The organism is Nocardiopsis alba (genome assembly GCF_000710955.1).
GTDB lineage: Bacteria > Actinomycetota > Actinomycetes > Streptosporangiales > Streptosporangiaceae > Nocardiopsis > Nocardiopsis alba.
This window is the reverse complement of record NZ_BAZE01000002.1, coordinates 135,877-157,947: the sequence shown is the minus strand read 5'-3', so window position 1 is coordinate 157,947 and position 22,071 is coordinate 135,877. Positions and strand designations below refer to the sequence as shown.

Sequence of the window (22,071 nt, the reverse complement as noted above, 5' to 3'; positions counted from 1 at the left end):
CACCACGGAACCTCGGGCACGGGGTCCTGACAGGGCGCGTTCCCGGACGTAGCTTCGAAGGCATGAGAGCGCTTCTCTTCGTTCGCGTGATCCGCGAGACCCGCTATCTCTTACTCGGCCTGCCCCTGTCCCTCGTCTCCTTCGCCCTGGTCGCGGCCGGTCTGGCCCTCGGAATCGGTACCGCCGTGCTGTTGGCGGGGCTGGCGGTGCTCTCCGGGACCCTGGTCCTGGCTCGAGGGTTCGCCCACCTGGAACGCCTACGCCTGTCGGACCTGTACGGGCGACCGGTGGTCCGACTCCCCTATCGGGGGGTTCCTGCTCGGGCGGGCACGGCGCGCCGCCTCCTGGCCCCGTTGACCTGCGGTCGCAGCTGGTCCGACGTGCTGCACGCGCTGCTGTGCCCGATCCCGGCGACGATCGGTGCCGTCCTGGCCGCGGCCTGGTGGGCGCTGGCCCTGGGCGGACTGCTCTATCCGCTCTGGGGCTGGACGCTCTACCTGGTCCCCGGCTACACCGAGGTGGGCCGATTCCTGCTTCCCGAGAGTCCGGCGCTGGCCACCCTGGCGGTCTATCTGGTCGGCGGGCTCCTGTTCGCCCTCACCCTGCCGATGGCCCTGCGTGTGCTGGCCTGGACGAGTTCGTCGCTGTCCCGGCTGTTGCTCCTGGCCCCCGAGGAGGTGACCGCTCGGGTGCTCACCTCCCGGGAGAGGAACGCCGGGGCGGAGGGTCAGAGGCGCGATACCCATCGGCGACGCTACGTCTCGGCCCGTCAGGAATCCCCGATGTCCTGAGGAGGGTGTGAAGGGTGCTCCCCGTCGGCCCGGTCGAGGAGGAACTCCAGGACCGGGCCGGTCTGACCGAGCACCGCGTGGCCCACCCCGGGCAGGGAGAGGGTTCGGGCGTGCGGCACGTGAGCGCGTACGCGGCGCAGGGTCCGCGCCGAATCGAACATCCGGTCGCGCTCGCCCACGATCACCTGTACCGGCATGGCCAGTGAGCGCAGGTCGGCGTCGGAGACGAGCGGCAGGCGCGCGGTGCGCGGACGAAAGTCGGAGAAGTTCTCGAACACCGCCTCCAGCATGGCCCGATCCCCGGGACGGTCCAGGCCGGTCATGGTCCGCACGGCCCTACGGCGTCCGCGCTCTCCGAACAGGGTCGACAGGGCCGCGCCCGCCAGGCTCCACCGACGTTCCCGTCCGATCCCCGCGGGGCAGAGCAGGCAGAGCGCTTCGACACGGCCGGGTCTGCGGATCGCGTGGTCCAGCGCCGTCCAACCGCCCAGGGAGGTCCCCACCGACAGGATCCGATCGAGGCCGAGCCCGTCCAGGACGTCGTCCAGCCACAGCGCCGTCGCCTCGGTGGTCGGGTCCGGCCGTGCGGGGGCGCTCAGACCGGGTTCGCCGATCAGGTCCACCGCGTACACCCGAAAGTGCGCGGACCAGGCGGTGACGTCCTCTCGCCAGGCCGCAGCGTTGGCGCCGGCGCCGTGCAGCAGGACCAGGGCCGGAGCCCCGGGCGGGCCGCTGGCCAGGACGAAGGTCTCCCCCTCCCGGGTGGCGATCTTCAGATGGTCGGCGGGTACGGGCCAGTGGGCCAGTTCGCGACGGTAGCGCTCGAGGGCGCGGCGGCCGGCCTCCTCGGTGCGGTAGATCTCCACCATGAATCCTCCCTTGAGTTCGTGAAGCAACCCTAAACTTCCCTCTGCGAGAACCACAAAGGGAATTTTGGGGAATGTCGACGAGGAAGTTGACCTCAATCAATGTTGAGGTTCTATGGTTCGAGGGAACCCGAGCCCCGAACGATCGGTGGGACCGATGAGCATGGAAATGGCCGCGTGGAACTCCATCTACCACGCGATGCACGCCGAGGAGGATCGACGGCCCTTCTCCCTACCGGTGCTGCGCAGGATCGCCGGCTTCGCCCGTCCCCACTCCCGACGACTGGTCTGGTTCCTGGCCCTGAGCGTGGTGACCGCCGCCCTGGCCGTGGCCGCACCGCTCCTGGCCGGCCGGGTCGTCAACGCCATCGTCGACGGCTCCGCCCTCGGCCCCGTACTGCTGCTGGCCGGGCTCATCGCCCTGGTCGCCATCACCGAGGCCGTCCTGGGCCTGGTCGTCCGGTGGCTCTCCGCGCACGTGGGCGAAGGGCTCATCCTGGACCTGCGCACCACCGTCTACGACCACGTCCAGCGCATGCCGGTCGCCTTCTTCACCCGCACCCGCACCGGAGCCCTGGTCAGCCGGCTCAACAACGACGTCATCGGTGCCCAACGGGCCTTCAGCGACGTGCTCTCGGGCGTGATGAGCAACCTGGTCACCCTGGTCCTGGCCCTGGTCGTCATGATGACCCTGTCCTGGCAGATCACCCTGTTGGCCCTGGTCCTGCTCCCGGTCTTCGTCCTGCCCGCCCGACGCATGGGCGCCCGCCTGGCCAGGATCGAACGCGAACGCACCCTGCACAACGCCGCCATGGGCACCCAGATGACCGAGCGCTTCTCCGCGCCCGGCGCCACCCTGGTCAAGCTCTTCGGCCGGCCCGACGAGGAGTCCTCGGAGTTCGCCCGCCGGGCCTCCCGGGTCCGCGACATCGGTGTGCGCACCGCGATGGTCCAAGAGGTCCTCTTCACCGCGTTGACCCTGGTCTCGGCGCTGGCGCTGGCCCTGGTGTACGGGCTCGGCGGCTACCACGCCCTGGCCGGAACCCTGGACGCCGGCACCGTCGTGGCGATGGGCATGCTCCTGACCCGGCTCTACGCCCCGCTGACCGCTCTGGCCGGGGCCCGGGTCGAGGTGATGAGCGCCCTGGTCAGCTTCAGCCGCGTCTTCGAGATCCTCGATCTCAAGCCCCTGGTCGACGAACGTCCCGACGCCCGACCCGTCCCCGAGGGGCCGGTCTCCCTGGAGTTCGACTCCGTCACCTTCGGCTACCCCACCGCCGACAAGGTCTCCCTGGCCTCCCTGGAGGAGGTCGCGACCCTGGACACCACCGACCACGGGCCCGTTCTGCGCGAGGTCTCCTTCAAGGTCGAACCCGGTCGGACGGTGGCGCTGGTCGGCTCCTCCGGAGCGGGCAAGTCGACCATCGCCCAGCTCACCCCGCGCCTGTACGACGTGGACTCGGGCAGCGTACGCCTGGGCGGCGTCGACGTGCGCGAGCTGACCTTCGAGTCCATCCGCGCGAACCTGGGCATGGTGACCCAGGACGGCCACCTCTTCCACGAGTCCATCCGCTCCAACCTCACCCTGGGGGCGCCGGAGACCGACGACGAACGGATCTGGGAGGCGCTGCGCCGCGCCCGCCTGGACTCCCTGGTCGCCGATCTGCCCGACGGGCTGGACACGGTGGTGGGCGAACGCGGCTACCGCTTCTCGGGCGGTGAACGCCAGCGTCTGACCATCGCCCGACTGCTGCTCACCGACCCCGAGGTCGTGATCCTGGACGAGGCCACCTCGGCTCTGGACTCCACCTCCGAGGCCGCCGTCCAGGCCGCTCTGACCGAGGCGCTGGAGGGGCGCACCGCCCTGGTCATCGCCCACCGGCTCTCGACGATCCGGGCCGCCGACGAGATCCTGGTCGTGGAACAGGGACGGATCGTCGAGCGGGGCGCCCACGCCGAGCTGCTGAACCGCGACGGCCGCTACGCGGAGCTGTACCGCACCCAGTTCGCCCAGGGCACCGCGCAGGACGGCTCCGAGGAGGACACCGAGGCCGTCCCCACGGCCGGTTGACGCCGGCCCTCCCCCGAACCCCGTCTCCCCGGTGGCGCCACACCGGGGAGACGGCCTTGTCCAGAGGCCTGTCTAGAGGCTCTTGATCACCCTGGCGGGGTTGCCGACGGCGACCACGTTCGCGGGCAGGTCGCGGGAGACCACCGCGCCGGCGCCGACGACGGTGTTGTCGCCGATGGTCACGCCGGGGCAGACGATGACCCCGCCGCCCAGCCACACGTTCTCACCGATGGTGATGGGCTCGGCCGACTCCCAGCCGGCCTTGCGCTCCTCGGGGTCCAGGGGGTGGGTGGGGGTGAGCAGTTGGACGTTGGGGCCGATCTGGGTGTGGGAGCCGATCCTGATCGGCGCCACGTCCAGCATGACCGCCCCGTAGTTGACGAAGACGTGGTCTCCGAGGGTGATCCGGTAGCCCAGGTCCACCGACAGCGGAGGGCGCACGTCTCCCCCTTCGCCCACCTCGCCGAGCAGGTCGGCCAGGGCCTCGGCGCGACCTTGCGGGTCGTCGGGGGCGGTGGTGTTGAAGCGCTCCATCAGTTTCTGCGCGCGAACGGAGTCGGCGGCCACCTCGTCATCGACCCGGTAGGGCTCACCGGCGAGCATGCGTTCCTTCTGACTGGTCAACGAAAGGTCCTTTCGAACGGTGGACCCACGACCCTAGAGGGTGCCCCCCGCGACGCGCAGGTCTCCAGGATCGAGGTACTCCCGGGGCGCTGAACCCGAGAAAGGGGCGCGGAGGGGGGTTCCGCTCCACACCTCTTGCAACTACAGTCGGTAGTACTACACCTGGTAGAGGAGTGGGCATGCACGTTCTCGTCGCCGGAGCCGGAATCGCGGGGGCCGCCGCCGCGCTCGCCCTCGGCAACCAGGGCCACCGGATCACCGTCCTGGAACGCGCCCCGGCCGCCCGTGACGGCGGCTGCGCGATCGTCCTGTGGAGCAACGGCACCGCCGTCCTGAAAGACCTCGGCGTGGACCCGACCGCCCTGGGAGAACGCATCGAGGCGGTCGACGTGTACAGCGCCCGCGGCCGCGCGCTGATGTCGGTCGACACCACCCGACTGGAGACCCGCTTCGACGCCCCGGTCCTGGGCGTCCCCCGCCGGAACCTGCACCGGCGCCTCCTGCGGGACCTCCCCGAGGAGATCCTCCACTACGGGGCCCGCCTGACCCACGTGCACGAGGGCGAGGACCACGTACGGGTCCGCACCTCCGAGGGCCGCGAGTACACCGCCGACCTGCTCATCGGCGCAGACGGGGTCAACTCCGCCGTACGCGCCGCCCTGCCCGCCCCTCTCCCCGGGGCCGAGACCACGGGCGCGGCCACCTGGCAGGGGCTGACCTCCACACTTCCCCTGGACCTGGCCTCCCGATCCCGCCTGTACATGGGCCGCCGGGGCGGGGTCGGCTTCAACCCCGCGGGCCGGGGCCGGGTGCAGTGGCTCATCGACCTGCGACACACCCCCGACGCCGACCTGAACCGCCCCGACCGGGCCCTGCCCCTGCTGCGCGAGCACTACGCGGGCTGGGCCGAACCCGTCACCACGCTGCTGGCCCACCTGACCGAGCACGACCTGGAACTCTTCCCCCATCGCAGACACCGGGTCGGACGCCGCTGGGGGCACGGCCGCGTCCTGCTGATCGGCGACGCCGCCCACGCGATGCCGCCCATCCTGGCCCAGGGAGCAGGACAGGCGTTGGAGGACGTCTCCCTGCTGACCCGTCTACTTCCCACCGCCGACCTCACCACCCGGGCGGGACGTGAGGCCCTCCAGCACGCCTACCCCCGTCGACGCGCGCGCCAGGCCCGGCTGGCCTCGACCATGGCGACCCGAGGGGTGGCCACCTCCGGTCCGCGCACCCTGGCCCAGAGCGAGGCGGCGCTGCGCGGAGCCGCCCTCCTGCCCTCCGGCCTGCCCACCCGCGTGTTCGAAGGCCTCATGACGAGCGTCAGCGAACGCCTGCGAGCCGGTGCCCCTGTCGAACACGCGCTCCCCCGCCCCTGACCGAGAACGACGGCGGGGCCGCCCCCCTTCCAAGAGGACGGCCCCGCACGGACACGGAACGCTCACAGCACCTTGCGGACGCCGGGGATCGTTCGGATCAGCGCGGCGCTCGCCCAGCACAGCGGCACCGCCAGGGCGGACAGGGCGGCGAACTTGGTCACCGCGGCGGCCTCCCAGCCGCTCAGGGCCAGACCGAGCCCCACCAGCACCACCGCGTGCAGCACGTACACGGCGAAGGCGTTGTCGGACAGGAAACGCCACAGGCGGCCGCTCCGGTTCACGAACCGGCGGAAGGACACCAGCAGCGCCAGGATCACGCCCAGGGTGAAGAAGGACTCCACCAGGATCTGGACCAGCGCCTGCCAGGAGCCGGGGGTCAGCGCCGCCTCGTCGAGCGGCCCCGCCATCCCCACGGCCATCACGACCAGGGCGACCAGGGCCATCACCAGCCCGACGGGACCGGCCCGGCCGGGCAGACGCCGCGCCCAATCACCGCGATAGGCGAGGATCCCCACCACGAACAGGGAGACGTACTGGGGCAGGTAGCCGGGGCTGGGCAGCCCCACCACCGGCCAATAGGGCGCGGGGAAGGCCCACCGCCACAGGAAGGTGACCAGCCCCAGACCCACGGCGAACACCAGCACGGGCACGAACCAGCGCAGCGGACCCCGCTCGGAAGGGGCTCCGGTCGCCGACACGGCTTCGGGGACGGTCACGGCCGAACGGCGATCGCGCAGCCGGCGCACCAGTGAGTAGACCAGGCTCATCACCAGCAGCACCTCGACGAACCAGAGCGGCCCCGGGTCGACGCTGAGCAGGTAGAGCAGCCACAACGGCAGGTCGGGTTCGGCCTGAAGGATCTCGGAGTAGGCCGGCGCCATCGCGATCGGACGCAACAGGATCAGGAACAGCAGGAGGGGGACGCCCAGACGGACCAGGCGTTCGCGGACGAACCCGCGCCGCCCCTTGCGGTCGAAGGCGCCCGGCACGAAGTAGCCGGCGATGAGGAAGAACATGCCCATGAAGAACGTCTGGTTGACGATCACGAACACGTCCAGCAGCACCCCGGAGGGGTCCTGCGCGGGTTCGGTGTAGAACCACACCGGGATGTTGCCGTAGGTGACGGCCGCGTGGTGCAGCACGACCAGGATCGTGAGCACCACGCGCAGATGGTCGACGTAGTGCAGACGGGATCGGGGGGTCGGGGGCGAGACGTCGCCCGTGGAGGGTTCGGTGGTCGATGTCATGGTGACCTCGTGGTGGGTGGGGCTGGGGACGACGGTTCGACCCGGATCGCGTGGAGGAGGAGGTCGGCCAGTTGCTCCGCGTGCGCCGACAGGTCGTGGTCGGGGTGCACCCGCCAGTACTCGAACATGCCGTCCACGGCCGACTGCTGGCTGACCGCCATCACGCGCACGTCGAAGTCGCGGAACTCTCCGCTCTCCTGGCCCGCCCGGTAGAGGTTCTCCAACCCCTCGTACAGGGGCTCGGCCTGGAGGCCGCCGTAGCGGGGGTTCCCCCGGGCGTCGCGGGCGTGGATGAAGATCTGGGCCAGGGCCGCCATGCGCTCGCGGTGCTCCAGCGCGTACTCGGCCACACCGCGGATGTGGACGCGCAGGGCCTCCGAACTACTGTCCTGGGCCATCATCCGGGGCACGACCGTCTCACCGATCTCGGTGTAGACGTCCATCACCACCTGGTCCATCAGCTCGTCCTTGCCCTCGAAGTGGTAGGAGATCACGCCCTTGCTGATCCCCGCCGTCCGCGCGATCCGGGCCAGAGAGGCGTTGGGATAACCGAGCTCGGCGATGGTGCGCACCGCGGCGTCGATGATCTGTTCCCTGCGGGCCCTCTCGATGAAGGACCTCTTCTGACCGTCCGGCTTATTTTTTGACCGCATGGCCAGAATTTAGCACGGGCGGCCTGAAAACCATGGGGGATCCCCCTGAACCGCCCCTGGCCCGCCCCCGAGCGATCACGCACGCCGACCCCGAGGAAAAGGGCCGGCACACCACCCCCGCGCCCGAGGACGACCAGGTCGCAGGCGGGTGGAAGATGGATTCCATGACCCGACCCGCATCAGGCCTCCCATGGCCGGTCCTCGCCTGGGTCGCGCTCGGCGGTGCCCTGGGCGCCTCGGCCCGACACGGACTGGACCTCCTCTGGCCGCACGCCGCCTCCGGGGTCTCCTGGACCACCCTGGCCATCAACGTCACCGGCAGCCTGCTCATCGGCGTGCTCATGGAACTGATCGTCCACCGGTGGCCGCGCAACCCCTACACGCGCCCGTTCCTCGGCGTGGGCCTCCTCGGCGGGTACACGACCTTCTCCGCCTACGGCGTGGACGTGGTCACCGCCCTGGAACGGGGCTTTCCGCTCACCGCGTTCGCCTACCTGGCCCTGACCCTGATCGGCGCGCTGACGGCGGCCTGGGCCGCCTCGTCCCTGGCGCACCGGGTGCTCGCCCACGGCGGCGGGAGGAACCCGTGACCACGCTGATGGTGGCCCTGGGCGCGGCCGTGGGCGCCCCGCTGCGGTTCCTGGTGGACCTGTTCCTCAAGCGTCGGCTGGGCGAGGACTTCCCCTGGGGCACCCTGGCCGTGAACGTGGCCGGCAGCCTCATGCTGGGCGTGGTCATGGCGCTGCCGCTGCCCGCCGAGGCGACCGCCCTGCTGGGCGTCGGCTTCTGCGGGGCCCTGACCACCTACTCCACCTTCGCCTACGAGACCGTGCAGCTCACCCGGACCGGCGCCCGGCTGCGAGCCCTGATCTCGGTGCTCGCACACCTGGTGGCGGGCCTGGGGGCGGCCTGGTGCGGGCTGCACCTCACCGCCCTGCTGTTGTCGTGAACATGACCCGGCCCTCAAGGCCCGGGATCGGAGGTAGCGCCCGGCCGGCCGCCGGGTCGGCTGCTCTCCTGAACGGACGCCTTCACGAGTCGCCCCGCTCATCCGGCGAGCCGTTCCCGGAGCCGACCGATGATCTCCCGCCGCCGTGCCGAGAAGCCCGAGTCCTTCTCCGAACCCCTCGGTGCGGGAACGGGGCTCCCTCCCCGGGCCAGGGACTCCCGCATCCTGGCGGCCAACACCGGGTCCGGATCGAAGCCCTCGACCTCGCGGGGCTCCTCCACGGCCACCGCCTCAGGGGCCTCGCGCGCGACACCCTCGGTCCCGACGTCGGCGACCGGCGGGGGCGGGAGCTCCTCCCCCGGCGTGCTGCGACAAGGCCCCCCACAGCCCGCACACCTCCCTCCGGGCACGTTGCGGACGCTCGGATGGCTCGGGCAGGTCAGGTTCGCCCTGCCCTGGGAATCGAGGGCGAACCCCGGCGTGTCCCGCGACGGATCGGCCCCCTCCATCGCGGCCCGTGGGTCGAGCGCCCCGGACACTCCGAAGGTGCTCAGCCTCCCGTCCAGGAAGGCCCGCGCCGACTCCGGGCTCCTCAAGCGCCTCATCAACGCCGGAAAGGGCCGCCGTAGGCTCTCCACCCCCCTGAACAGGGACAACAGTTCCCGTGGCTCCAGGCCGCGCCGGGTGAGCCTCTCCACCGCCCCCTCCAGCCGCTCCCGGTCCGTGGGCGGATCCAGTAGAAGACCGTCGGGAATGAGTGCGATCCGTCCGTAGACGCCCCGCCCACGTGGACGCCGCTCGCGGGGCTTCTCCTCGCCCGGGGGCTCCTCGCGCGGGTGCGCGCGCCCTGTACCCTCCCGCCCACGGACGGATTCAGCGACCTCCTCTTCCTGGAAACCCTCACCAGGGAACAGGTCTGTAGGTCGATCTGACCGGGGGCCCATGTCAGATCGACCAGGGGTCGATTCCGCGGTCCGCTCCCCTTCGAGCGCGAGCGGATCCTCCTCATCGGGCGGCTCCGGATCGCCCATGCCCCGGCCCTCCTCATACGAGGAGCCCTCATCGTGGAAGGGGTTCTCCTCGCCGAGAGCGTTCTCCCGGCTCACGTCCAGATCCTCCTCGTAGAACGGCTCCGGCGCCTCCGTATCCCAGCGGCCCTCGTCGCAGTAGTCCTCCCACTCCTCCTCTCGCCGCTCCTTTTTCTCGTCCGTCTTCCGGGTGGCGGGGCGAGGAGGCGGCGGCCGGAGCCGGGGCCGATTGAACCGGGTCAACGGCTCCTCCCCCAAGGCGGCGCGGGCCTCGTTGATCTCGGCCAGGACCGGTTCGGGAAAGTCCTCCATCGGGATCAACAGCTCCAGTACACAGGGCAGGCGGTGCGGCGAGCGTCCCCGGGCGATCTCCCGGGCGAAGAAGATCCGGGCCTGTGCCGGGTCGAGTTTGCGGACCATGCCGGCCTCGATCAGATCGACGATCCCGCGCTGGGCGCTGGAGAGACTGAGCATCCCACCGGAGCGTTCGACCATCGTGTCCAGGTGGAAGAAGCAGAAGCCGCCGTCGGGGTCCACCGCGTCGGCGATGATCGTGGCGGCGCAGAAGGCGCGCATCCTGGCGAACCGGCGCTCGCGGCGCGCCTTCTGCAACCACAGGCCCGGAATGAAACCGATGCCCCGCATCGTGCCGATGCGACGCCTGCGCGGAAGGATTCGCGTGAAGGTTTTCGCGTGATCGGCGGTAGAAGCGGCGGGGGGAGAGGTAGACTCCATGATGAGTCGCCTTCCTGGGTCTAAGGCAGGAAAGTGGCACGGTCGCCCGCCCGTCACGGCGAGGCTCGACCACAACCCGGCCCGGTGTTCGCGCACCGGCCGGGTTTTCTTGTCGTGCCTCAAGTTAGCGAATCGAACACGAGTACGCCGGTCTTTCGCTCGAATTCGTCCGAAAAAAAGAACGGCCGAACGACCGGTGCACACAAAGGCAAGAAAAGCAGTTCCTTCGACAATTCTCCCCCCATTGCTTCAATGTAGGGAAATGCCCCTTTTCTGCTTCGGGGGAACGAGCATGGCCCGCCCACACCGCCCGACGGCGGGGCGAACGGGCCACGACTCAGTTGATCGGACCGAAGACCTCGGCGCGGTCGAAGTCGGCGTCCATGCCGTCCAACACCGCCCCGATCTGCTTCTCCTCGTACTTGAAGTGCGTCTCCATGACCGCCTCGATCCCGTCCAGATGGCGGTGCGCCACCTCCGGATCGGCCGAGTCGGCCACGGCCGTGCGCAGTTCACCGATGAGGTGCTCGATCATGTTGTGGTCCTGGGACAGCTTCGCGACCACCGGCGCCAGATCGGGCCGCGCCCGAAGCAGCTCCGGGAACAGCGAACCGTCCTCGGCGCGATGGTGGCCGGACAGGGCCGCGCAGAATCCGTGGCAGAACAGCAACAGGTCGGTGGCCACATCGGCGGGATCGCCGCCGTCCAACCCCGCCCTGGCCAACACCAGCGCATGGCGCAGTTTGCCGTGCACCCGACGCAGTTCCTCGCCCCAGGCGGTGGCGCGCTCAGTCGACAAGGACGCCCTCCCGTCGCAGCCAGGCCGCGCAGGCGCTCGTCCAGGACGCGGTGTGCGGCACGTTCGCGATGAGCTCGTGCGACGCGCCGCCGTACTCCACACCGTCGGCCAGCCCGATACCGTGACCGCCGTCCGGGTAGACGTGCGACTCGACCCGGACCCCGGCCGCCGCCAGAGCGCGGGTCCACTCCAGGGTGTTGGGCAGGCCCGGAGGGTCCTGGGCGGTGGCCCACACGAAGGTCGGACACACCGAGGAGTCCACGTGCCTGGCCGGGGACAGCTCGTCCTTGAGGGGCAGCAGGTCGCCGAGCAGGTTCTCGACCACCGGCGGCGGCAACAGGTCCAGGTCGGCCAACGCGTAGGGCAGGATCGCGAAGTCCGGTCGGGGCGGAGCGGTGACGCCCTCCTCGATGGACAGGACCCGGCCGGTCATGAGCAGACCGGCCAGTTGGCCGCCCGCGCTCGATCCGAGTACGCCGACCCGGCCGATATCGAGGCCGTGGTCACCGTCGCGAACGTGGTCCAACGCGGCCCGGGCGTCTTCGAGCGGGGCCGGGAACCGGTGCGGCAGCAACCGGTAGGACAGGACGAAGGCGTGGATTCCAAGGCCGGACAGCCAGCGGGCGTAGCCTTCGCCCTCATGGGGTGGGAGTTCCCGGAAACCTCCGCCGGGCAGAACGAGGACGGCGGGGCGGGGGCCGAGGAACCGGTCCTCGGCGGGGTAGAGCTCGATCTTCTGTGAAATCGGGGTGGAAATGGCCGAAGCCACCTTTCGATACGACGCCTCCATGCCTGACGATCCGTTCGTCACCGGCACGCGACGCTGACCGAAACTATAGCCGGAGCCCGAGAGGCGGTCGCCTCGTGCCACCGAGGCGGGTGGGCGGCCTCCGCTACCGTGGCCGGCATGTCCCTCCTCGACCGACTGGACCGGTTCAACCGGCGCCACCCCTGGAGCCACAACGACCTCTACGGCCCTTGGGCGGCCCACAAGGCGGGCGCCATCGGGGCCCGCCGTGTCCTGGACGTGGGGTGCGGGACCGGTCACCTCATCGACCGGCTGAGGCGCGGGGCGCCGGAGGTGACCGGTCTGGAACCCGACCCCGACACCGCCCGCCGGGCACGGGAGCGCTTCGCGCGCACCCCCGGCGTCACCATCCTCCAGAGAGGGTTCGACGAAGAGGTCGGCTCCGGCTGGGACGCGATCACCCTGGTCGCCGTCCTGCACCACCTGCCGTTGGAGCCGACCCTGCGTGCCCTGAGGGAGGCGTTGGCACCGAAGGGACGTCTGGTGATCGTGGGCTGCCACCGGGAGGAGGGCCCGGTCGACCTGCTCCTCGCGCTGGTCTCGGCGCTCCTGAACCCCCTGGTGGGGATGGTGGTACAGCCCCGGGCCGTGACCGAACCGCCCCCGCACATGAGGGCCCCCACGGCGGCGCCGCGCGAGAGCCTCACCGAGATCCGTACAGCGGTCCGTCGAGAGCTGCCCGGGGCCCGGATCCGACGAGGCCTGTTCTGGCGGTACACGCTGGTCTACGACCGCCCCGCCTGAACCCCCGTCACCCTCACTACGGGCCGACCAGCGCCTCGGGCTCCTCGGGCAGCACCTGGCCGCCGTCCACGACCAGCGCCTGACCGGTGATGAAGGAGGCCCCCGGACCGGCCAGGAACAGACAGGCCTGAGCGATGTCCTCCACCTCGCCCAACCGCCCCAGCGGCACCACCGAACGCATGCGCTCCAGGTACTCCTCCCCCAGTTCGGCCAGCCCCTCGGTCCGCACGTTGCCCGGCATCACCGCGTTGACGGTGACACCGCGCGGCGCCAACTCCAGGGCCGCGCTGCGCATGAACCCCAACTGGGCGGCCTTGGTGGCCCCGTAGTGGGACCAGCCCGCGTAGCCGGTCAGGGGTCCGGTGATGGAGGAGGTGATCACCACCCTTCCCCGGTCGGAGGCGGCCAGGGGCTCCATCGCCGCACGCACCATCAGCATCGTCCCCTTCAGGTTGGTGCCGATCACCTCGTCGAGTTCGGCCTCGGTCATCGTCGCCAGCGGGGACGAGGGGAAGACGCCCGCGTTGGTGCAGAGCACGTCCAGGCCGCCCGTGCGTTCGACGACCTCCTCGACGATGCGGGCGCAATCGGCGGCCCGGGAGACGTCGCCCACCGCCCACTCCACCCCGGGAAGGTTCCCGGCGGCCTCCCGCGTCCGCTCCTCGTCCCGTCCGGTGATGACCACCCGGTCTCCGGCCCGTGCGAACGCCCGGGCGATCCCGGCGCCGATCCCCCTGGTCCCTCCGGTCACCAACACCGACCGTCGTTCCTCCGACATGGCACCGCCTCACGCGTTCGATCCCGACCCATCGTGACCACCCAAGCACGCTCGGGCATCCGGGAGAAGAGGAGGGCACACCGAATCCTCCGACACCGGTACGGAGCTCATGGAGGGGCGGGTTCCGGCGGTGGGGTCCGCGCGATGAGAACGAACGGCGCGCGAACCCCACCGGTGCCGATCACACCCAGGTGTGGTCCTCGTCGGTGACCGCGCCCAAGGAGGCGTCGGCCACCACCGCGCGGGGATCGGGCAGGGACGCCAGGGCCGGTCCGATCGGCGGGAAGAGCGGCAGCTCCGCGGTGTCCCGGTGGTGCACCCACTCGACGACACCGACCTCATAGGACCCGTCGGCCTGAAGGTCGTACTCCTCCTTCGCCAGCCCCTCCTGGACGGCGGGGGCGATGTGCAGCCGGTAGAGCAGGTGCAGCTTGCGGGGCGAGGGGGTCCGGCCGGGGCGGGTGACCCGCTGGTCCACGACCCACAAAAGCTCCGGGGATCCGACCTCGGCCGGGTCCAGCGCCAACTCCTCCTCCAACTCGCGCCGGAGCGCGACCTCCAGGTCCTCGCCGGGCTCCACGTTCCCGCCGGGCGGCGTGTAGTGGACCGAGTCGGGGCGGTCGCGGCGGATGAGGGCCACCCGCTCTTCGCAGAACACGAGCGCGCCGACCCGGATCTTGATCCGTGAGAACGGTGCGAGGGAGGGGTCCATCGGGTTCGTCATGCGGGCAGTATGACGGGGCGGGGGCACCTCGCCGAGCCCCCGCCCCGTCCGGATCAACGCTCCAGGTAGGAGCGCAGGTGTCGGGCGGTCAGGGTGTCCGCCCCGTTCACCAGTTCGGTCGGGCTCCCCTCGAACACGATCCGACCGCCGTCGTGCCCGGCCCCGGGCCCCAGGTCGATGATGTGGTCGGCGTGGGCCATGACCGCCTGGTGGTGTTCGATCACCACCACGGTGTTGCCGTCCTCCACCAGGCGATCCAGGAGGGCCAACAGCCGGTCCACGTCGGCCAGGTGCAGACCGGTGGTGGGCTCGTCCAGCACGTACACCGCGCCCCGCTCGGCCATGGAAATCGCCAGCTTCAGCCGTTGGCGCTCACCGCCGGAGAGCGTGGTCAGGGGCTGGCCCAGACCGAGGTAGCCCAGACCCACGTCGTGCAGCCGGTCCAGGATGGTGCGGGCGTTGCCGCCGGTGAAGAACTCCCGCGCCGCCTCGACCGACATCGACAGCACCTCGCTGATGTCCTTACCGCGCAGCCTGTGCCGGAGCACCTCGGCCTTGAACCGGCGCCCCTCGCACTTCTCACAGGTGGAGGCCACACCGGCCATCATCGCCAGGTCGGTGTAGACGACGCCGGCGCCCTTGCACTCGGGGCAGGCGCCCTCGGAGTTGGCGCTGAACAGGGACGGCTTGACCTCGTTGGCGCGGGCGAAGGCGGTCCGGATGGGGTCGAGCAGCCCGGTGTAGGTGGCCGGGTTGGAGCGTCGGGAGCCGCGGATCGCCGACTGGTCGACGACCACCACCCCCTCGCGGCCGGGCAGGGAGCCGTGGACGAGCGAGCTCTTGCCCGATCCGGCCACACCGGTGACCACGGTGAGCACCCCCAGCGGGATGTCCACGGAGACGTCCTTGAGGTTGTGGCCGTTCGCCCCTCGAACGGCCATGTGTCCGGCAGGGGCGCGCACGCTCTCCTTCAGGTGGGCGCGGTGATCCAGATGGCGGCCGGTGAGGGTGCCCGAGGCGCGCAGCCCGGCCACGTCACCGGTGTAGGTGACGGTGCCGCCCGAGGGGCCCGCCCCCGGCCCCAGGTCCACGACGTGGTCGGCGATGGCGATCGTCTCGGGCTTGTGCTCGACCACCAGCACGGTGTTGCCCTTGTCGCGCAGGCCGAGCAGGAGCCGGTTCATCCGCTCGATATCGTGCGGGTGCAGACCCACGGTGGGCTCGTCGAAGACGTAGGTGATGTCGCTGAGGCTGGATCCCAGGTGACGGACCATCTTGACGCGCTGGGCCTCGCCGCCCGACAGGGTGCCCGATTCCCGGTCCAGGCTCAGGTAGCCCAGACCCACCTCCACCAGGGAGTCCAGGGTGTCGCCGAGGTTGTCCACCAGCGGTTTGACGCCCGGGTCGTCGATGGTGCGCACGAACGCCGCCAGGTCGTCGATCTGCATGGAGGCGCATTCGGTGATGGTGCGTCCGGCGACCTTCACCCCTCGGGCGGCCTCGTTGAGGCGGGTGCCCTCGCATTCGGGGCAGACCGAGAAGCGCACCGCGCGGTCCACGAAGGCGCGGATCGCGGGCTGCATCTTCTCGCGTTCCTTGGTCAGGTAGGTCCGCTTGAGCTTGGGGATCAGACCTTCGTAGGAGAAGGAGTTCTTGCCGACCTTGACCTTGGTGACGGGCAGGTGGAGGAAGGTGTGCCACTCCTCGTCGGTGTAGTCGGCCAGCCGCTTGTCGGGGTCCAACAGCCCGGAGTTGACGAAGACCTGCCAGTACCAGCTGTCCACGGTGTATCCGGGGACGGTGATGGCGCCCTCGTTCAGGGAGAGGGAGCGGTCGAAGAGCTCCTCCCGGTCGATCCGGTTGGTGCGCCCCAGCCCCTCGCATTCGGGGCACATACCCTCGGAGCTGTTGAAGCTGAACACGCTGGAGGGCTCCAGGCGCGGGCTGCCGACCCGGCTGAAGACGATGCGCAGCATGGCGTGGGCGTCGGTGGCGGTCCCCACGGTCGAGCGCGAGTTGGCGCCCATGCGCTCCTGGTCGACGATGATGGCCGCGCTGAGGTTGCGCAGGGCGTCCACGTCGGGGCGGCCCAGGCTCGGCATGAACCCCTGGACGAAGGCGCTGTAGGTCTCGTTGATGAGCCGCTGGGATTCGGCGGCGATGGTGCCGAAGACGAGTGAGGACTTCCCCGAGCCGGAGAGGCCGGTGAAGACGGTCAGCCGTCTCTTGGGGATGTCCACGGACACGTCGTCGAGGTTGTTCTCCCGGGCCCCGCGCACCTGGATGGTGTCGTGGATATCGGCTTGGAGGACGGGTTCGGAGGTCAAGCTTCTCCCCTGATGCTCGAGGTCCATCGATGCCTTATGCGATAAACTAACAGCTGGCGAAGGTTAGTTTATTCCGTAAGGAGACGCAAGTGGTGATCTACGCGGGCCAGGGAGACCCCCGCCGGTCCATGACCCTGCTCTGGCGCGAGCAGGAGGAGGGCGAACGCACCGCCCCCGGCCCCAGGCCGGAACTGAGCGTGGATCTGGTGGTGCGCACCGCCATCGAGATCGCCGACGCCCAAGGGCTCCAGGCCCTGTCGATGCGGGCGGTGGGCGAACGCCTGGGACGCACGGCGATGTCCCTGTACACCTACGTGGCCAGCAAGAACGAACTCATCGACCTGATGTACGACGCGGCCTTCGCGCCTCTGGCCGACCGTCTCGAACAGGACGCGGCCGAGAACACGGTGAAGGGCCTGGGCTGGCGCGAACAGGTCCATACCTGGACCGCGCGCCTGTGGTACTTCTACCTCGAACACCCCTGGACCCTGGAGATCTCCCAGGCCCGACCGGTGCTGGGCCCCAACGAGTACCGGCTCTTCGAGTCGCTGGCCACGCTCTTCCACGGCGCGGGGCTCGAACCCCGGGCCGTCAGCAACGCCTACGGCAGCCTCCTCAACCTGGTCCGGGGCATGGTCCGCACCGCCGCCGAGGCCCGTCAGGCCCCGGTCGTGACCGGTGTGCCCGAGGACGAGTGGTGGTACGCCCGCTCCGGGCAGCTGGAGGAGATCGTCGAGGACTTCCAGGAGCGTTTCCCCGTCCTGACCCTGCTCACCGAGGCCGGGGCCTTCGACAACGACGACCCCGACGAGCCCTACCTGGAGCAGGAGGCCTGGGAGGTGCTCCGTTTCGGACTCGACTCGCTGCTGGACGGCGTACAGCGACGGATCGACGCCACGGGGAAAATCGATCGCCCGGCCGAAGACGATCATGGAAACATCGCCCCATGACCGATGACATGACCCCCGAACAGATCTCCCGACGCACCACGGCCGCCTTCGACGCCGCCGTGGGCGCCGGACGCGATCTCGGGCTCGACGTGGCCGACGCGAAGGTGCTCTACGAACTGTTCTCCGTCGTCGTCCACCTCGCCCCGTCACCGGTCGTGGCCCGGATCCCCGTCGTCCTGCCCGGCTCCACCGACCTCGACTCCCTGGCACGACGCCAACAGGAGGAGCTGGACGTGTCTCGGTGGCTCGCCGATCAGGGTGTGCCCGTGACCGTCCCCAGTCCCCTGGTGCCGCGCGAGCCCGTGCGTCGGGACGGGTTCTCGATGACGTTCTGGGCGTTCGTGGAGGAGGACCGGACGGCGGAGACCGACTACGTGGCCAACGCCGCCACCGTGCCCGACCTGCACGCCGCGCTGCGCTCCTACCCGGGATCGATCCCCTTCCTGTCCTCGGCCGAACCGTGGTTCGTCACCGAGGGCCTCGAACGCCTCGGCGAGCGCCCCGACCTGATCGGCCCGCAGGACCTGGACCGGGCCCGCCGCGAATGGCGGATCCTGGAACCCCTGGTGAGCTCGCGTGAGGCGTTCGAGAAGCGCTTCCCCGGGATCGACGTCCAGACGGTCCACGGCGACTGCCCCGCGGCGAACATCATGCCGACGGTGGACGGCGCCCTCTACGCCGACTTCGAGATGGTCACCTCGGGGCCGGTGGAGTGGGACATGGCGAGCCTGGGCCCGGAGTTCCGGGAGGCCTACGACCGCGGCGCCCGGAGCAACGGCATGAGGCCGTTGGACGAGGACGTGATGCGGTTCGTCGACGCCGTGGGCGCGCTGCGGACCATCGCCTTCCTCTCGCTCACGCCGCACCTTCCCGACCTGGCCGGCTACCTGCTGCCGATGGTCGAGCAGTGGCGGCGGACCCCCTTCGCCGCGGGCCTGGAAGGCTGATGTCGGAGGGCGAAGGGGCGGCGTCCGCGAGGACGATCGGGGACCCGTGGGGCCCCTGGGATCCGCTGTCCCCTCGGGAGGTGGCGGACCTGTTCGAGGGCGTCGCCTCCCCGTGGTGGATCTCCGGCGGTCACGCCATCGAGTTCGCCGTCGGACACCGATTCCGTCCGCACGAGGACATCGACGTCCTGCTGCTCCGGCGCGATCGGCACGTGGTCCAGGAGGTGCTCGCCGACTGGGAGTGGTGGGCCGCCGATCCGCCCGGGACCCTGCGTCCCTGGCGGGTGGGCGAGACCCTGCCGCCGCGGGTCCACGACATCTGGTGCCGCCCCGGCCCGTCCGCCCCCTGGCGTCTTCAGTTCATGCTCGACGCCGCCGAAGGGGACGATTGGGTCTATCGAAGGGACGGACGGATCCGGCTTCCCGTGGCCAGGCTGGGAGGGCGCTCCCCGGACGGAATCCCCTACCAGGTGCCCGAGATACCGCTGCTGTACAAGGCCCGAGGGACGCGGGCCAAGGACGAACGGGACTTCTCCGAGGTCCTGCCCGTGCTGGGCTCCGAACAACGTCGATGGCTCGCCGAGGCCCTGTCCCTGGTCCATGACGAGCACCCCTGGATCGACCGGCTCCGCATGGAGGGGTGTTGAGGAGGATCGCTCAGATCCAGCCGAGCAGGTACATCAGGAGCAGGCTCAGGGCGACCGAGATCAGCAGCGACGTCAGACAGCCCCAACGGCTGTTGTAGAAGAAGAACACGGGTGTCCCCTCTCGTCGGGAGGAGGCCACCCTATGCCCTGAGACGTGGAAGGGTCCCGCACCCGCCTGCCCGAAGGCGCGGTGGAGGTGTGGTCGAACACCTCGCGCACGGTCCACGGGGCGTCCACGCGAGATCACGGACCGGTTCCTGGGCGACATCCCCGGCTCTGGGGCCCGACCTCGCCCGCGCCACGCCCCTATGGTCGGCCGGAGGGCTTCACGGTGGCGAGCACCACCTCCACCTACGGGAATCAGCGATCCACCTAAAGCCTTTAGGTGGATATATGATCCCCTTAGGCGAACGAGGGAGGGGCATGGAACGACCGACACTGAACGCCCGACGTCTGACCGAGGCCGGAGCGGAACTGGCGGACGAGGTGGGCTTCGAACAGGTCACCGTCTCCGAACTGGCCCGACGCTTCGACGTCAAGGCCGCCAGCCTGTACTCGCACATGAGGAACTCCGAGGACCTCAAGGTCCGCATCGCGCTCCTGGCCCTGGAGGAACTCGCCGACCGGGCCTCCGACGCGGTGGCGGGCCGCTCGGGCAAGGACGCCCTGACCGCGCTGGCGAACGTCTACCGCGACTACGCGCGCGAACACCCCGGCCGCTACACCGCCGCCCGGTACCGCCTGGACCCCGAGACCGCCGCGAACAGCGCCGGCCCCCGGCACGCCCGCATGACCCGGGCCGTTCTGCGCGGCTACGACCTGGACGAACCGGACCGCACCCACGCGGTACGCCTGCTCGGCAGCGTCTTCCACGGCTACGTGAGCCTGGAGAGCGGCGGCGGCTTCGACCACAGCGCCCCGGACACCGAACAGACCTGGACCCGCACCCTGGACGCGCTGGACGCCCTCCTGCGCCACTGGCCCGCGCCCTCCGTCCCTCCCACCGACCAAGGCCCCACACCATGAACACACCCCTGACCACCACGCCCCTGGTCCCGGAACTGATCCGAGGCGCCCACGAGCTGGAACGCACCGACCGGGGCCTGCTCCCCCACCGACTGCCCGCCCGGGCCCGGGCCCAGAACACCGACCCGCAGATGGCCATGGTCGAGTCCCAACCCTCCGGGGTGCGGCTGGCCCTGCGCACCCGCGCCACCGTCATCGAACTGGACACCATCCCCACCAAACGCCTCTACGTGGGGGTCCCGCCCCGCCCGGACGGCGTCTACGACCTTCGCGTCGACGGCGAGCTCGTAGGCCGGGGCACCGTGTCCGGCGGTGACGTCCTGGAGATCGACGTCGCCGCCGGCACCTTCACGCCCGGACGCGGCCAGGCCGGAACCCTGCGCTTCGAAGGGCTCGCCGACCGCGACAAGGACGTCGAGATCTGGCTGCCCCACAACGAGACCACCGAACTCGTCGAACTGCGCGCCGACGCCCCCATCGCCCCGGCACCGCCCTCGGGCCGCCCGGTATGGCTGCACCACGGCAGCTCCATCAGCCACGGATCCGACGCCGTGAGCCCCACCACCATCTGGCCGGTCATCGCCGCGGACCGGGGCGGGGTCGACCTGATCAACCTGGGCCTGGGCGGCGGCGCCCTCCTGGACCCGTTCACGGCCCGCGCCATGCGCGAGACCTCCGCCGACCTGCTCAGCGTCAAGCTCGGGATCAACCTGGCCAACGCCGACCTGATACGCCTGCGCGCCCTGGGCCCGGCGGTGCACGGCTTCCTCGACACCCTGCGCGAAGGGCACCCCGAGACCCCGCTGTTGGTGATCTCGGCGCTGTACTGCCCCATCCACGAGCACACCCCGGGCCCGGGCGCTATGGACCCCGAGGCGCTCGCCCAAGGGCGGGTCGGTTTCAAGGCCACGGGAGATCCCTCCGACCCCACCCGGCTCACGCTCACCACCATCCGGCGGGAACTGGAACGCATCGTGGGCGAACGGGCGGAGTCGGACCCCCACCTGTCCTACCTGGACGGACGCGCGCTGTACGGGGAGGAGGACTCCGTCGAACTCCCCCTGCCCGACGGACTGCACCCCGACACCGCGGCCCACCGACGGATCGGCGAGCGCTTCGCCGAGCGGGCCTTCGGCCCCGAAGGGCCCTTCGCCCTCCGGGGCCGGTGACCTCAGGCGGGGCGGGCGAAGACGACCTCAGGCGAGCCGTCGAAGGAGCGCCCGCTGCCCCGCGTTCAGATCCCGTTCGGCCAGTTCGAGGAGGAGATGAGAGTGCCGCTCGACCACGGTCGGCACGTCGCGCACGAGCTCGGCGGCCAGGCCCCGCATCTCCTCTTCGAGCCGGTCGAGCTCTTCTTCGGGGGTACTCTCGTCGACGGCGTCGAAACGGGCCTGGGCCGCGATGAGCGCCGACCGCACCTCGGGCCGCCGCAACACCTCCGTCAGACGATCGGCCTGCCCCTGATCGGTGTGCAGATGGGCGTAGAGCGTGGAGATCGGGATATCGGCCGGTTTCGTGGACAGGGCGGCGGCCAAACTCGAAAGCCCGAGATGGCGCCCTGACCTGGCTTCGGCCAGACGCCGGCGCTGATCGGCGAGCGCGACGATCCGCAGACGCAGGGCCTCGTCGACCTCGTCGAGGACGGCGTCCGTCGAGGCCTCCACGGAGTCGGCCACGATCGCGCCGGCCTGCGCCAAGGACAGACCCGACCGCGTGAGCCACCGGATCCGCACGAGGGCCACGAGGTGGTCCACCGTGTACTCCCGATAGCCGTTGGCGCGACGCGCGGGCTCGGGAAGGACGTCCTTCTGGTGGTAGTAGCGGACGGTCCGGACGGTCACACCGGCCAGATCCGCGAGTTCTCCGATGCGCATCGCGGTCCATTCTCCCCTCGAAGACGAGGTGCCGGAACCGCGATGTTCGGAACCGATACGTCCCGAACTTGACCCTGACGCGACGTCATGGTCTGAGCTTG

The 22,071-nt window shown here is 70.5% G+C and carries 22 protein-coding genes; 11 read left to right on the top strand and 11 right to left on the bottom strand.

The window, feature by feature from the left end; genetic code table 11:
- Positions 1-62: 62 nt before the first annotated feature.
- The gene (locus TR33_RS04130; protein ID WP_036568102.1) at positions 63-791 is read left to right on the top strand and encodes a sensor domain-containing protein; all 729 of its coding nucleotides are present in this window, start codon (positions 63-65) and stop codon (positions 789-791) included.
- Here TR33_RS04130 and TR33_RS04125 read toward each other — a convergent pair.
- Entirely contained in the window at positions 770-1,660 is an 891-nt protein-coding gene (locus tag TR33_RS04125; RefSeq protein WP_042281542.1) for an alpha/beta fold hydrolase, read from the bottom strand. The two genes, TR33_RS04130 and TR33_RS04125, sit on opposite strands and share 22 nt — an antisense overlap.
- A 154-nt stretch (positions 1,661-1,814) precedes the next feature.
- Between TR33_RS04125 and TR33_RS04120 the strand changes: the two genes are divergently transcribed.
- A complete protein-coding gene (locus TR33_RS04120; RefSeq protein ID WP_042281539.1) occupies positions 1,815-3,728 on the top strand; it encodes an ABC transporter ATP-binding protein in 1,914 nt (637 codons plus the stop codon).
- Between the two features lie 72 nt (positions 3,729-3,800).
- Here TR33_RS04120 and TR33_RS04115 read toward each other — a convergent pair whose 3' ends face one another.
- Positions 3,801-4,331: a sugar O-acetyltransferase gene (locus TR33_RS04115; protein WP_014908553.1), complete on the bottom strand. Its 531-nt coding sequence runs from the start codon at positions 4,329-4,331 to the stop codon at positions 3,801-3,803.
- A gap of 200 nt (positions 4,332-4,531) precedes the next feature.
- Between TR33_RS04115 and TR33_RS04110 the strand changes: the two genes are divergently transcribed.
- Positions 4,532-5,734, top strand: a complete 1,203-nt coding sequence (locus TR33_RS04110; RefSeq protein ID WP_042281536.1) for an FAD-dependent oxidoreductase — start codon at positions 4,532-4,534, stop codon at positions 5,732-5,734.
- A 62-nt stretch (positions 5,735-5,796) separates the two neighbouring features.
- Here the strand turns inward: TR33_RS04110 and TR33_RS04105 are convergent, their stop codons facing one another.
- Both TR33_RS04105 and TR33_RS04100 read right to left on the bottom strand, forming a co-directional pair.
- A complete protein-coding gene (locus tag TR33_RS04105; RefSeq protein ID WP_042281533.1) occupies positions 5,797-6,981 on the bottom strand; it encodes an acyltransferase family protein in 1,185 nt (394 codons plus the stop codon).
- On the bottom strand, positions 6,978-7,634 hold the full coding sequence (locus tag TR33_RS04100) for a TetR/AcrR family transcriptional regulator (protein WP_042281530.1): 657 nt from the start codon (positions 7,632-7,634) through the stop codon (positions 6,978-6,980). The genes TR33_RS04105 and TR33_RS04100 overlap by 4 nt, the downstream gene beginning before the upstream one ends.
- Before the next feature lie 164 nt (positions 7,635-7,798).
- On the opposite strand from TR33_RS04100, the gene TR33_RS04095 reads away from it, so the two are divergent.
- Positions 7,799-8,224: a fluoride efflux transporter FluC gene (locus tag TR33_RS04095; protein WP_108914110.1), complete on the top strand. Its 426-nt coding sequence runs from the start codon at positions 7,799-7,801 to the stop codon at positions 8,222-8,224.
- Positions 8,221-8,583 carry a fluoride efflux transporter CrcB gene (crcB, locus tag TR33_RS04090; protein WP_042281525.1) on the top strand — a complete coding sequence of 121 codons (363 nt, stop codon included), beginning with the start codon at positions 8,221-8,223 and terminating at the stop codon, positions 8,581-8,583. The genes TR33_RS04095 and crcB overlap by 4 nt, the downstream gene beginning before the upstream one ends.
- 98 nt (positions 8,584-8,681) lie before the next feature.
- Here crcB and TR33_RS26320 read toward each other — a convergent pair whose 3' ends face one another.
- From TR33_RS26320 to TR33_RS04070, 3 genes are all read right to left on the bottom strand, one after another.
- Positions 8,682-10,256 carry a hypothetical protein gene (locus tag TR33_RS26320; RefSeq protein WP_159068768.1) on the bottom strand — a complete coding sequence of 525 codons (1,575 nt, stop codon included), beginning with the start codon at positions 10,254-10,256 and terminating at the stop codon, positions 8,682-8,684.
- Between the two features lie 427 nt (positions 10,257-10,683).
- The gene (locus TR33_RS04075; protein ID WP_042281523.1) at positions 10,684-11,145 is read right to left on the bottom strand and encodes a hemerythrin domain-containing protein; all 462 of its coding nucleotides are present in this window, start codon (positions 11,143-11,145) and stop codon (positions 10,684-10,686) included.
- Positions 11,135-11,914 carry an alpha/beta hydrolase gene (locus TR33_RS04070; protein WP_234305746.1) on the bottom strand — a complete coding sequence of 260 codons (780 nt, stop codon included), beginning with the start codon at positions 11,912-11,914 and terminating at the stop codon, positions 11,135-11,137. Before TR33_RS04070 ends, TR33_RS04075 begins: the two co-directional genes overlap by 11 nt.
- Positions 11,915-12,052: 138 nt before the next feature.
- Here TR33_RS04070 and TR33_RS04065 point away from each other — a divergent pair, with 138 nt between their 5' ends.
- Positions 12,053-12,697, top strand: a complete 645-nt coding sequence (locus TR33_RS04065; RefSeq protein WP_017534891.1) for a class I SAM-dependent methyltransferase — start codon at positions 12,053-12,055, stop codon at positions 12,695-12,697.
- 16 nt (positions 12,698-12,713) lie between these two features.
- On the opposite strand, the gene fabG is transcribed toward TR33_RS04065, so the two are convergent.
- The 3 genes from fabG to TR33_RS04050 form a co-directional block, all read right to left on the bottom strand.
- Positions 12,714-13,475, bottom strand: a complete 762-nt coding sequence (fabG, locus tag TR33_RS04060) for a 3-oxoacyl-ACP reductase FabG (protein ID WP_042281519.1) — start codon at positions 13,473-13,475, stop codon at positions 12,714-12,716.
- A 181-nt stretch (positions 13,476-13,656) separates the two neighbouring features.
- Positions 13,657-14,199, bottom strand: a complete 543-nt coding sequence (locus tag TR33_RS04055; protein WP_042281515.1) for an NUDIX hydrolase — start codon at positions 14,197-14,199, stop codon at positions 13,657-13,659.
- Between the two features lie 53 nt (positions 14,200-14,252).
- Positions 14,253-16,553 carry an ATP-binding cassette domain-containing protein gene (locus TR33_RS04050; protein WP_042281512.1) on the bottom strand — a complete coding sequence of 767 codons (2,301 nt, stop codon included), beginning with the start codon at positions 16,551-16,553 and terminating at the stop codon, positions 14,253-14,255.
- A 62-nt stretch (positions 16,554-16,615) separates the two neighbouring features.
- On the opposite strand from TR33_RS04050, the gene TR33_RS04045 reads away from it, so the two are divergent.
- From TR33_RS04045 to TR33_RS04025, 5 genes are all read left to right on the top strand, one after another.
- Positions 16,616-17,476, top strand: coding sequence for a TetR/AcrR family transcriptional regulator (locus tag TR33_RS04045; RefSeq protein ID WP_017534895.1), 861 nt, complete (start codon positions 16,616-16,618; stop codon positions 17,474-17,476).
- Positions 17,473-18,423, top strand: a complete 951-nt coding sequence (locus tag TR33_RS04040) for a phosphotransferase (protein ID WP_042281508.1) — start codon at positions 17,473-17,475, stop codon at positions 18,421-18,423. Before TR33_RS04045 ends, TR33_RS04040 begins: the two co-directional genes overlap by 4 nt.
- Positions 18,423-19,070 (top strand): nucleotidyltransferase domain-containing protein, encoded by a 648-nt coding sequence (locus tag TR33_RS04035; protein ID WP_042281506.1) that lies wholly within the window; start codon positions 18,423-18,425, stop codon positions 19,068-19,070. Before TR33_RS04040 ends, TR33_RS04035 begins: the two co-directional genes overlap by 1 nt.
- Before the next feature lie 423 nt (positions 19,071-19,493).
- Complete coding sequence (locus TR33_RS04030; RefSeq protein WP_042281503.1) at positions 19,494-20,096, top strand: TetR/AcrR family transcriptional regulator; 603 nt, start codon at positions 19,494-19,496, stop codon at positions 20,094-20,096.
- The gene (locus TR33_RS04025) at positions 20,093-21,265 is read left to right on the top strand and encodes an SGNH/GDSL hydrolase family protein (RefSeq protein WP_042281501.1); all 1,173 of its coding nucleotides are present in this window, start codon (positions 20,093-20,095) and stop codon (positions 21,263-21,265) included. Before TR33_RS04030 ends, TR33_RS04025 begins: the two co-directional genes overlap by 4 nt.
- A gap of 27 nt (positions 21,266-21,292) precedes the next feature.
- Here TR33_RS04025 and TR33_RS04020 read toward each other — a convergent pair whose 3' ends face one another.
- The gene (locus TR33_RS04020) at positions 21,293-21,970 is read right to left on the bottom strand and encodes a helix-turn-helix domain-containing protein (protein ID WP_042281500.1); all 678 of its coding nucleotides are present in this window, start codon (positions 21,968-21,970) and stop codon (positions 21,293-21,295) included.
- Positions 21,971-22,071 lie beyond the last annotated feature (101 nt).

Excerpts from the sequence above, each read along its gene's own strand:
- TR33_RS04105 (WP_042281533.1), bottom strand. The coding sequence starts at position 6,981 with ATGACATCGACCACCGAACCCTCCACGGGCGACGTCTCGCCCCCGACC.
- TR33_RS04100 (WP_042281530.1), bottom strand. The coding sequence starts at position 7,634 with ATGCGGTCAAAAAATAAGCCGGACGGTCAGAAGAGGTCCTTCATCGAG.
- TR33_RS04130 (WP_036568102.1), top strand. The coding sequence starts at position 63 with ATGAGAGCGCTTCTCTTCGTTCGCGTGATCCGCGAGACCCGCTATCTC.
- TR33_RS04115 (WP_014908553.1), bottom strand. The coding sequence starts at position 4,331 with ATGCTCGCCGGTGAGCCCTACCGGGTCGATGACGAGGTGGCCGCCGAC.
- TR33_RS04065 (WP_017534891.1), top strand. The coding sequence starts at position 12,053 with ATGTCCCTCCTCGACCGACTGGACCGGTTCAACCGGCGCCACCCCTGG.
- TR33_RS26320 (WP_159068768.1), bottom strand. The coding sequence starts at position 10,256 with ATGCGGGGCATCGGTTTCATTCCGGGCCTGTGGTTGCAGAAGGCGCGC.
- TR33_RS04055 (WP_042281515.1), bottom strand. The coding sequence starts at position 14,199 with ATGACGAACCCGATGGACCCCTCCCTCGCACCGTTCTCACGGATCAAG.
- TR33_RS04035 (WP_042281506.1), top strand. The coding sequence starts at position 18,423 with ATGTCGGAGGGCGAAGGGGCGGCGTCCGCGAGGACGATCGGGGACCCG.
- TR33_RS04050 (WP_042281512.1), bottom strand. The coding sequence starts at position 16,553 with ATGGACCTCGAGCATCAGGGGAGAAGCTTGACCTCCGAACCCGTCCTC.
- TR33_RS04025 (WP_042281501.1), top strand. The coding sequence starts at position 20,093 with ATGAACACACCCCTGACCACCACGCCCCTGGTCCCGGAACTGATCCGA.
- TR33_RS04120 (WP_042281539.1), top strand. The coding sequence starts at position 1,815 with ATGAGCATGGAAATGGCCGCGTGGAACTCCATCTACCACGCGATGCAC.
- TR33_RS04125 (WP_042281542.1), bottom strand. The coding sequence starts at position 1,660 with ATGGTGGAGATCTACCGCACCGAGGAGGCCGGCCGCCGCGCCCTCGAG.
- TR33_RS04095 (WP_108914110.1), top strand. The coding sequence starts at position 7,799 with ATGACCCGACCCGCATCAGGCCTCCCATGGCCGGTCCTCGCCTGGGTC.
- TR33_RS04020 (WP_042281500.1), bottom strand. The coding sequence starts at position 21,970 with ATGCGCATCGGAGAACTCGCGGATCTGGCCGGTGTGACCGTCCGGACC.
- TR33_RS04040 (WP_042281508.1), top strand. The coding sequence starts at position 17,473 with ATGACCGATGACATGACCCCCGAACAGATCTCCCGACGCACCACGGCC.
- TR33_RS04110 (WP_042281536.1), top strand. The coding sequence starts at position 4,532 with ATGCACGTTCTCGTCGCCGGAGCCGGAATCGCGGGGGCCGCCGCCGCG.
- TR33_RS04030 (WP_042281503.1), top strand. The coding sequence starts at position 19,494 with ATGGAACGACCGACACTGAACGCCCGACGTCTGACCGAGGCCGGAGCG.
- fabG (WP_042281519.1), bottom strand. The coding sequence starts at position 13,475 with ATGTCGGAGGAACGACGGTCGGTGTTGGTGACCGGAGGGACCAGGGGG.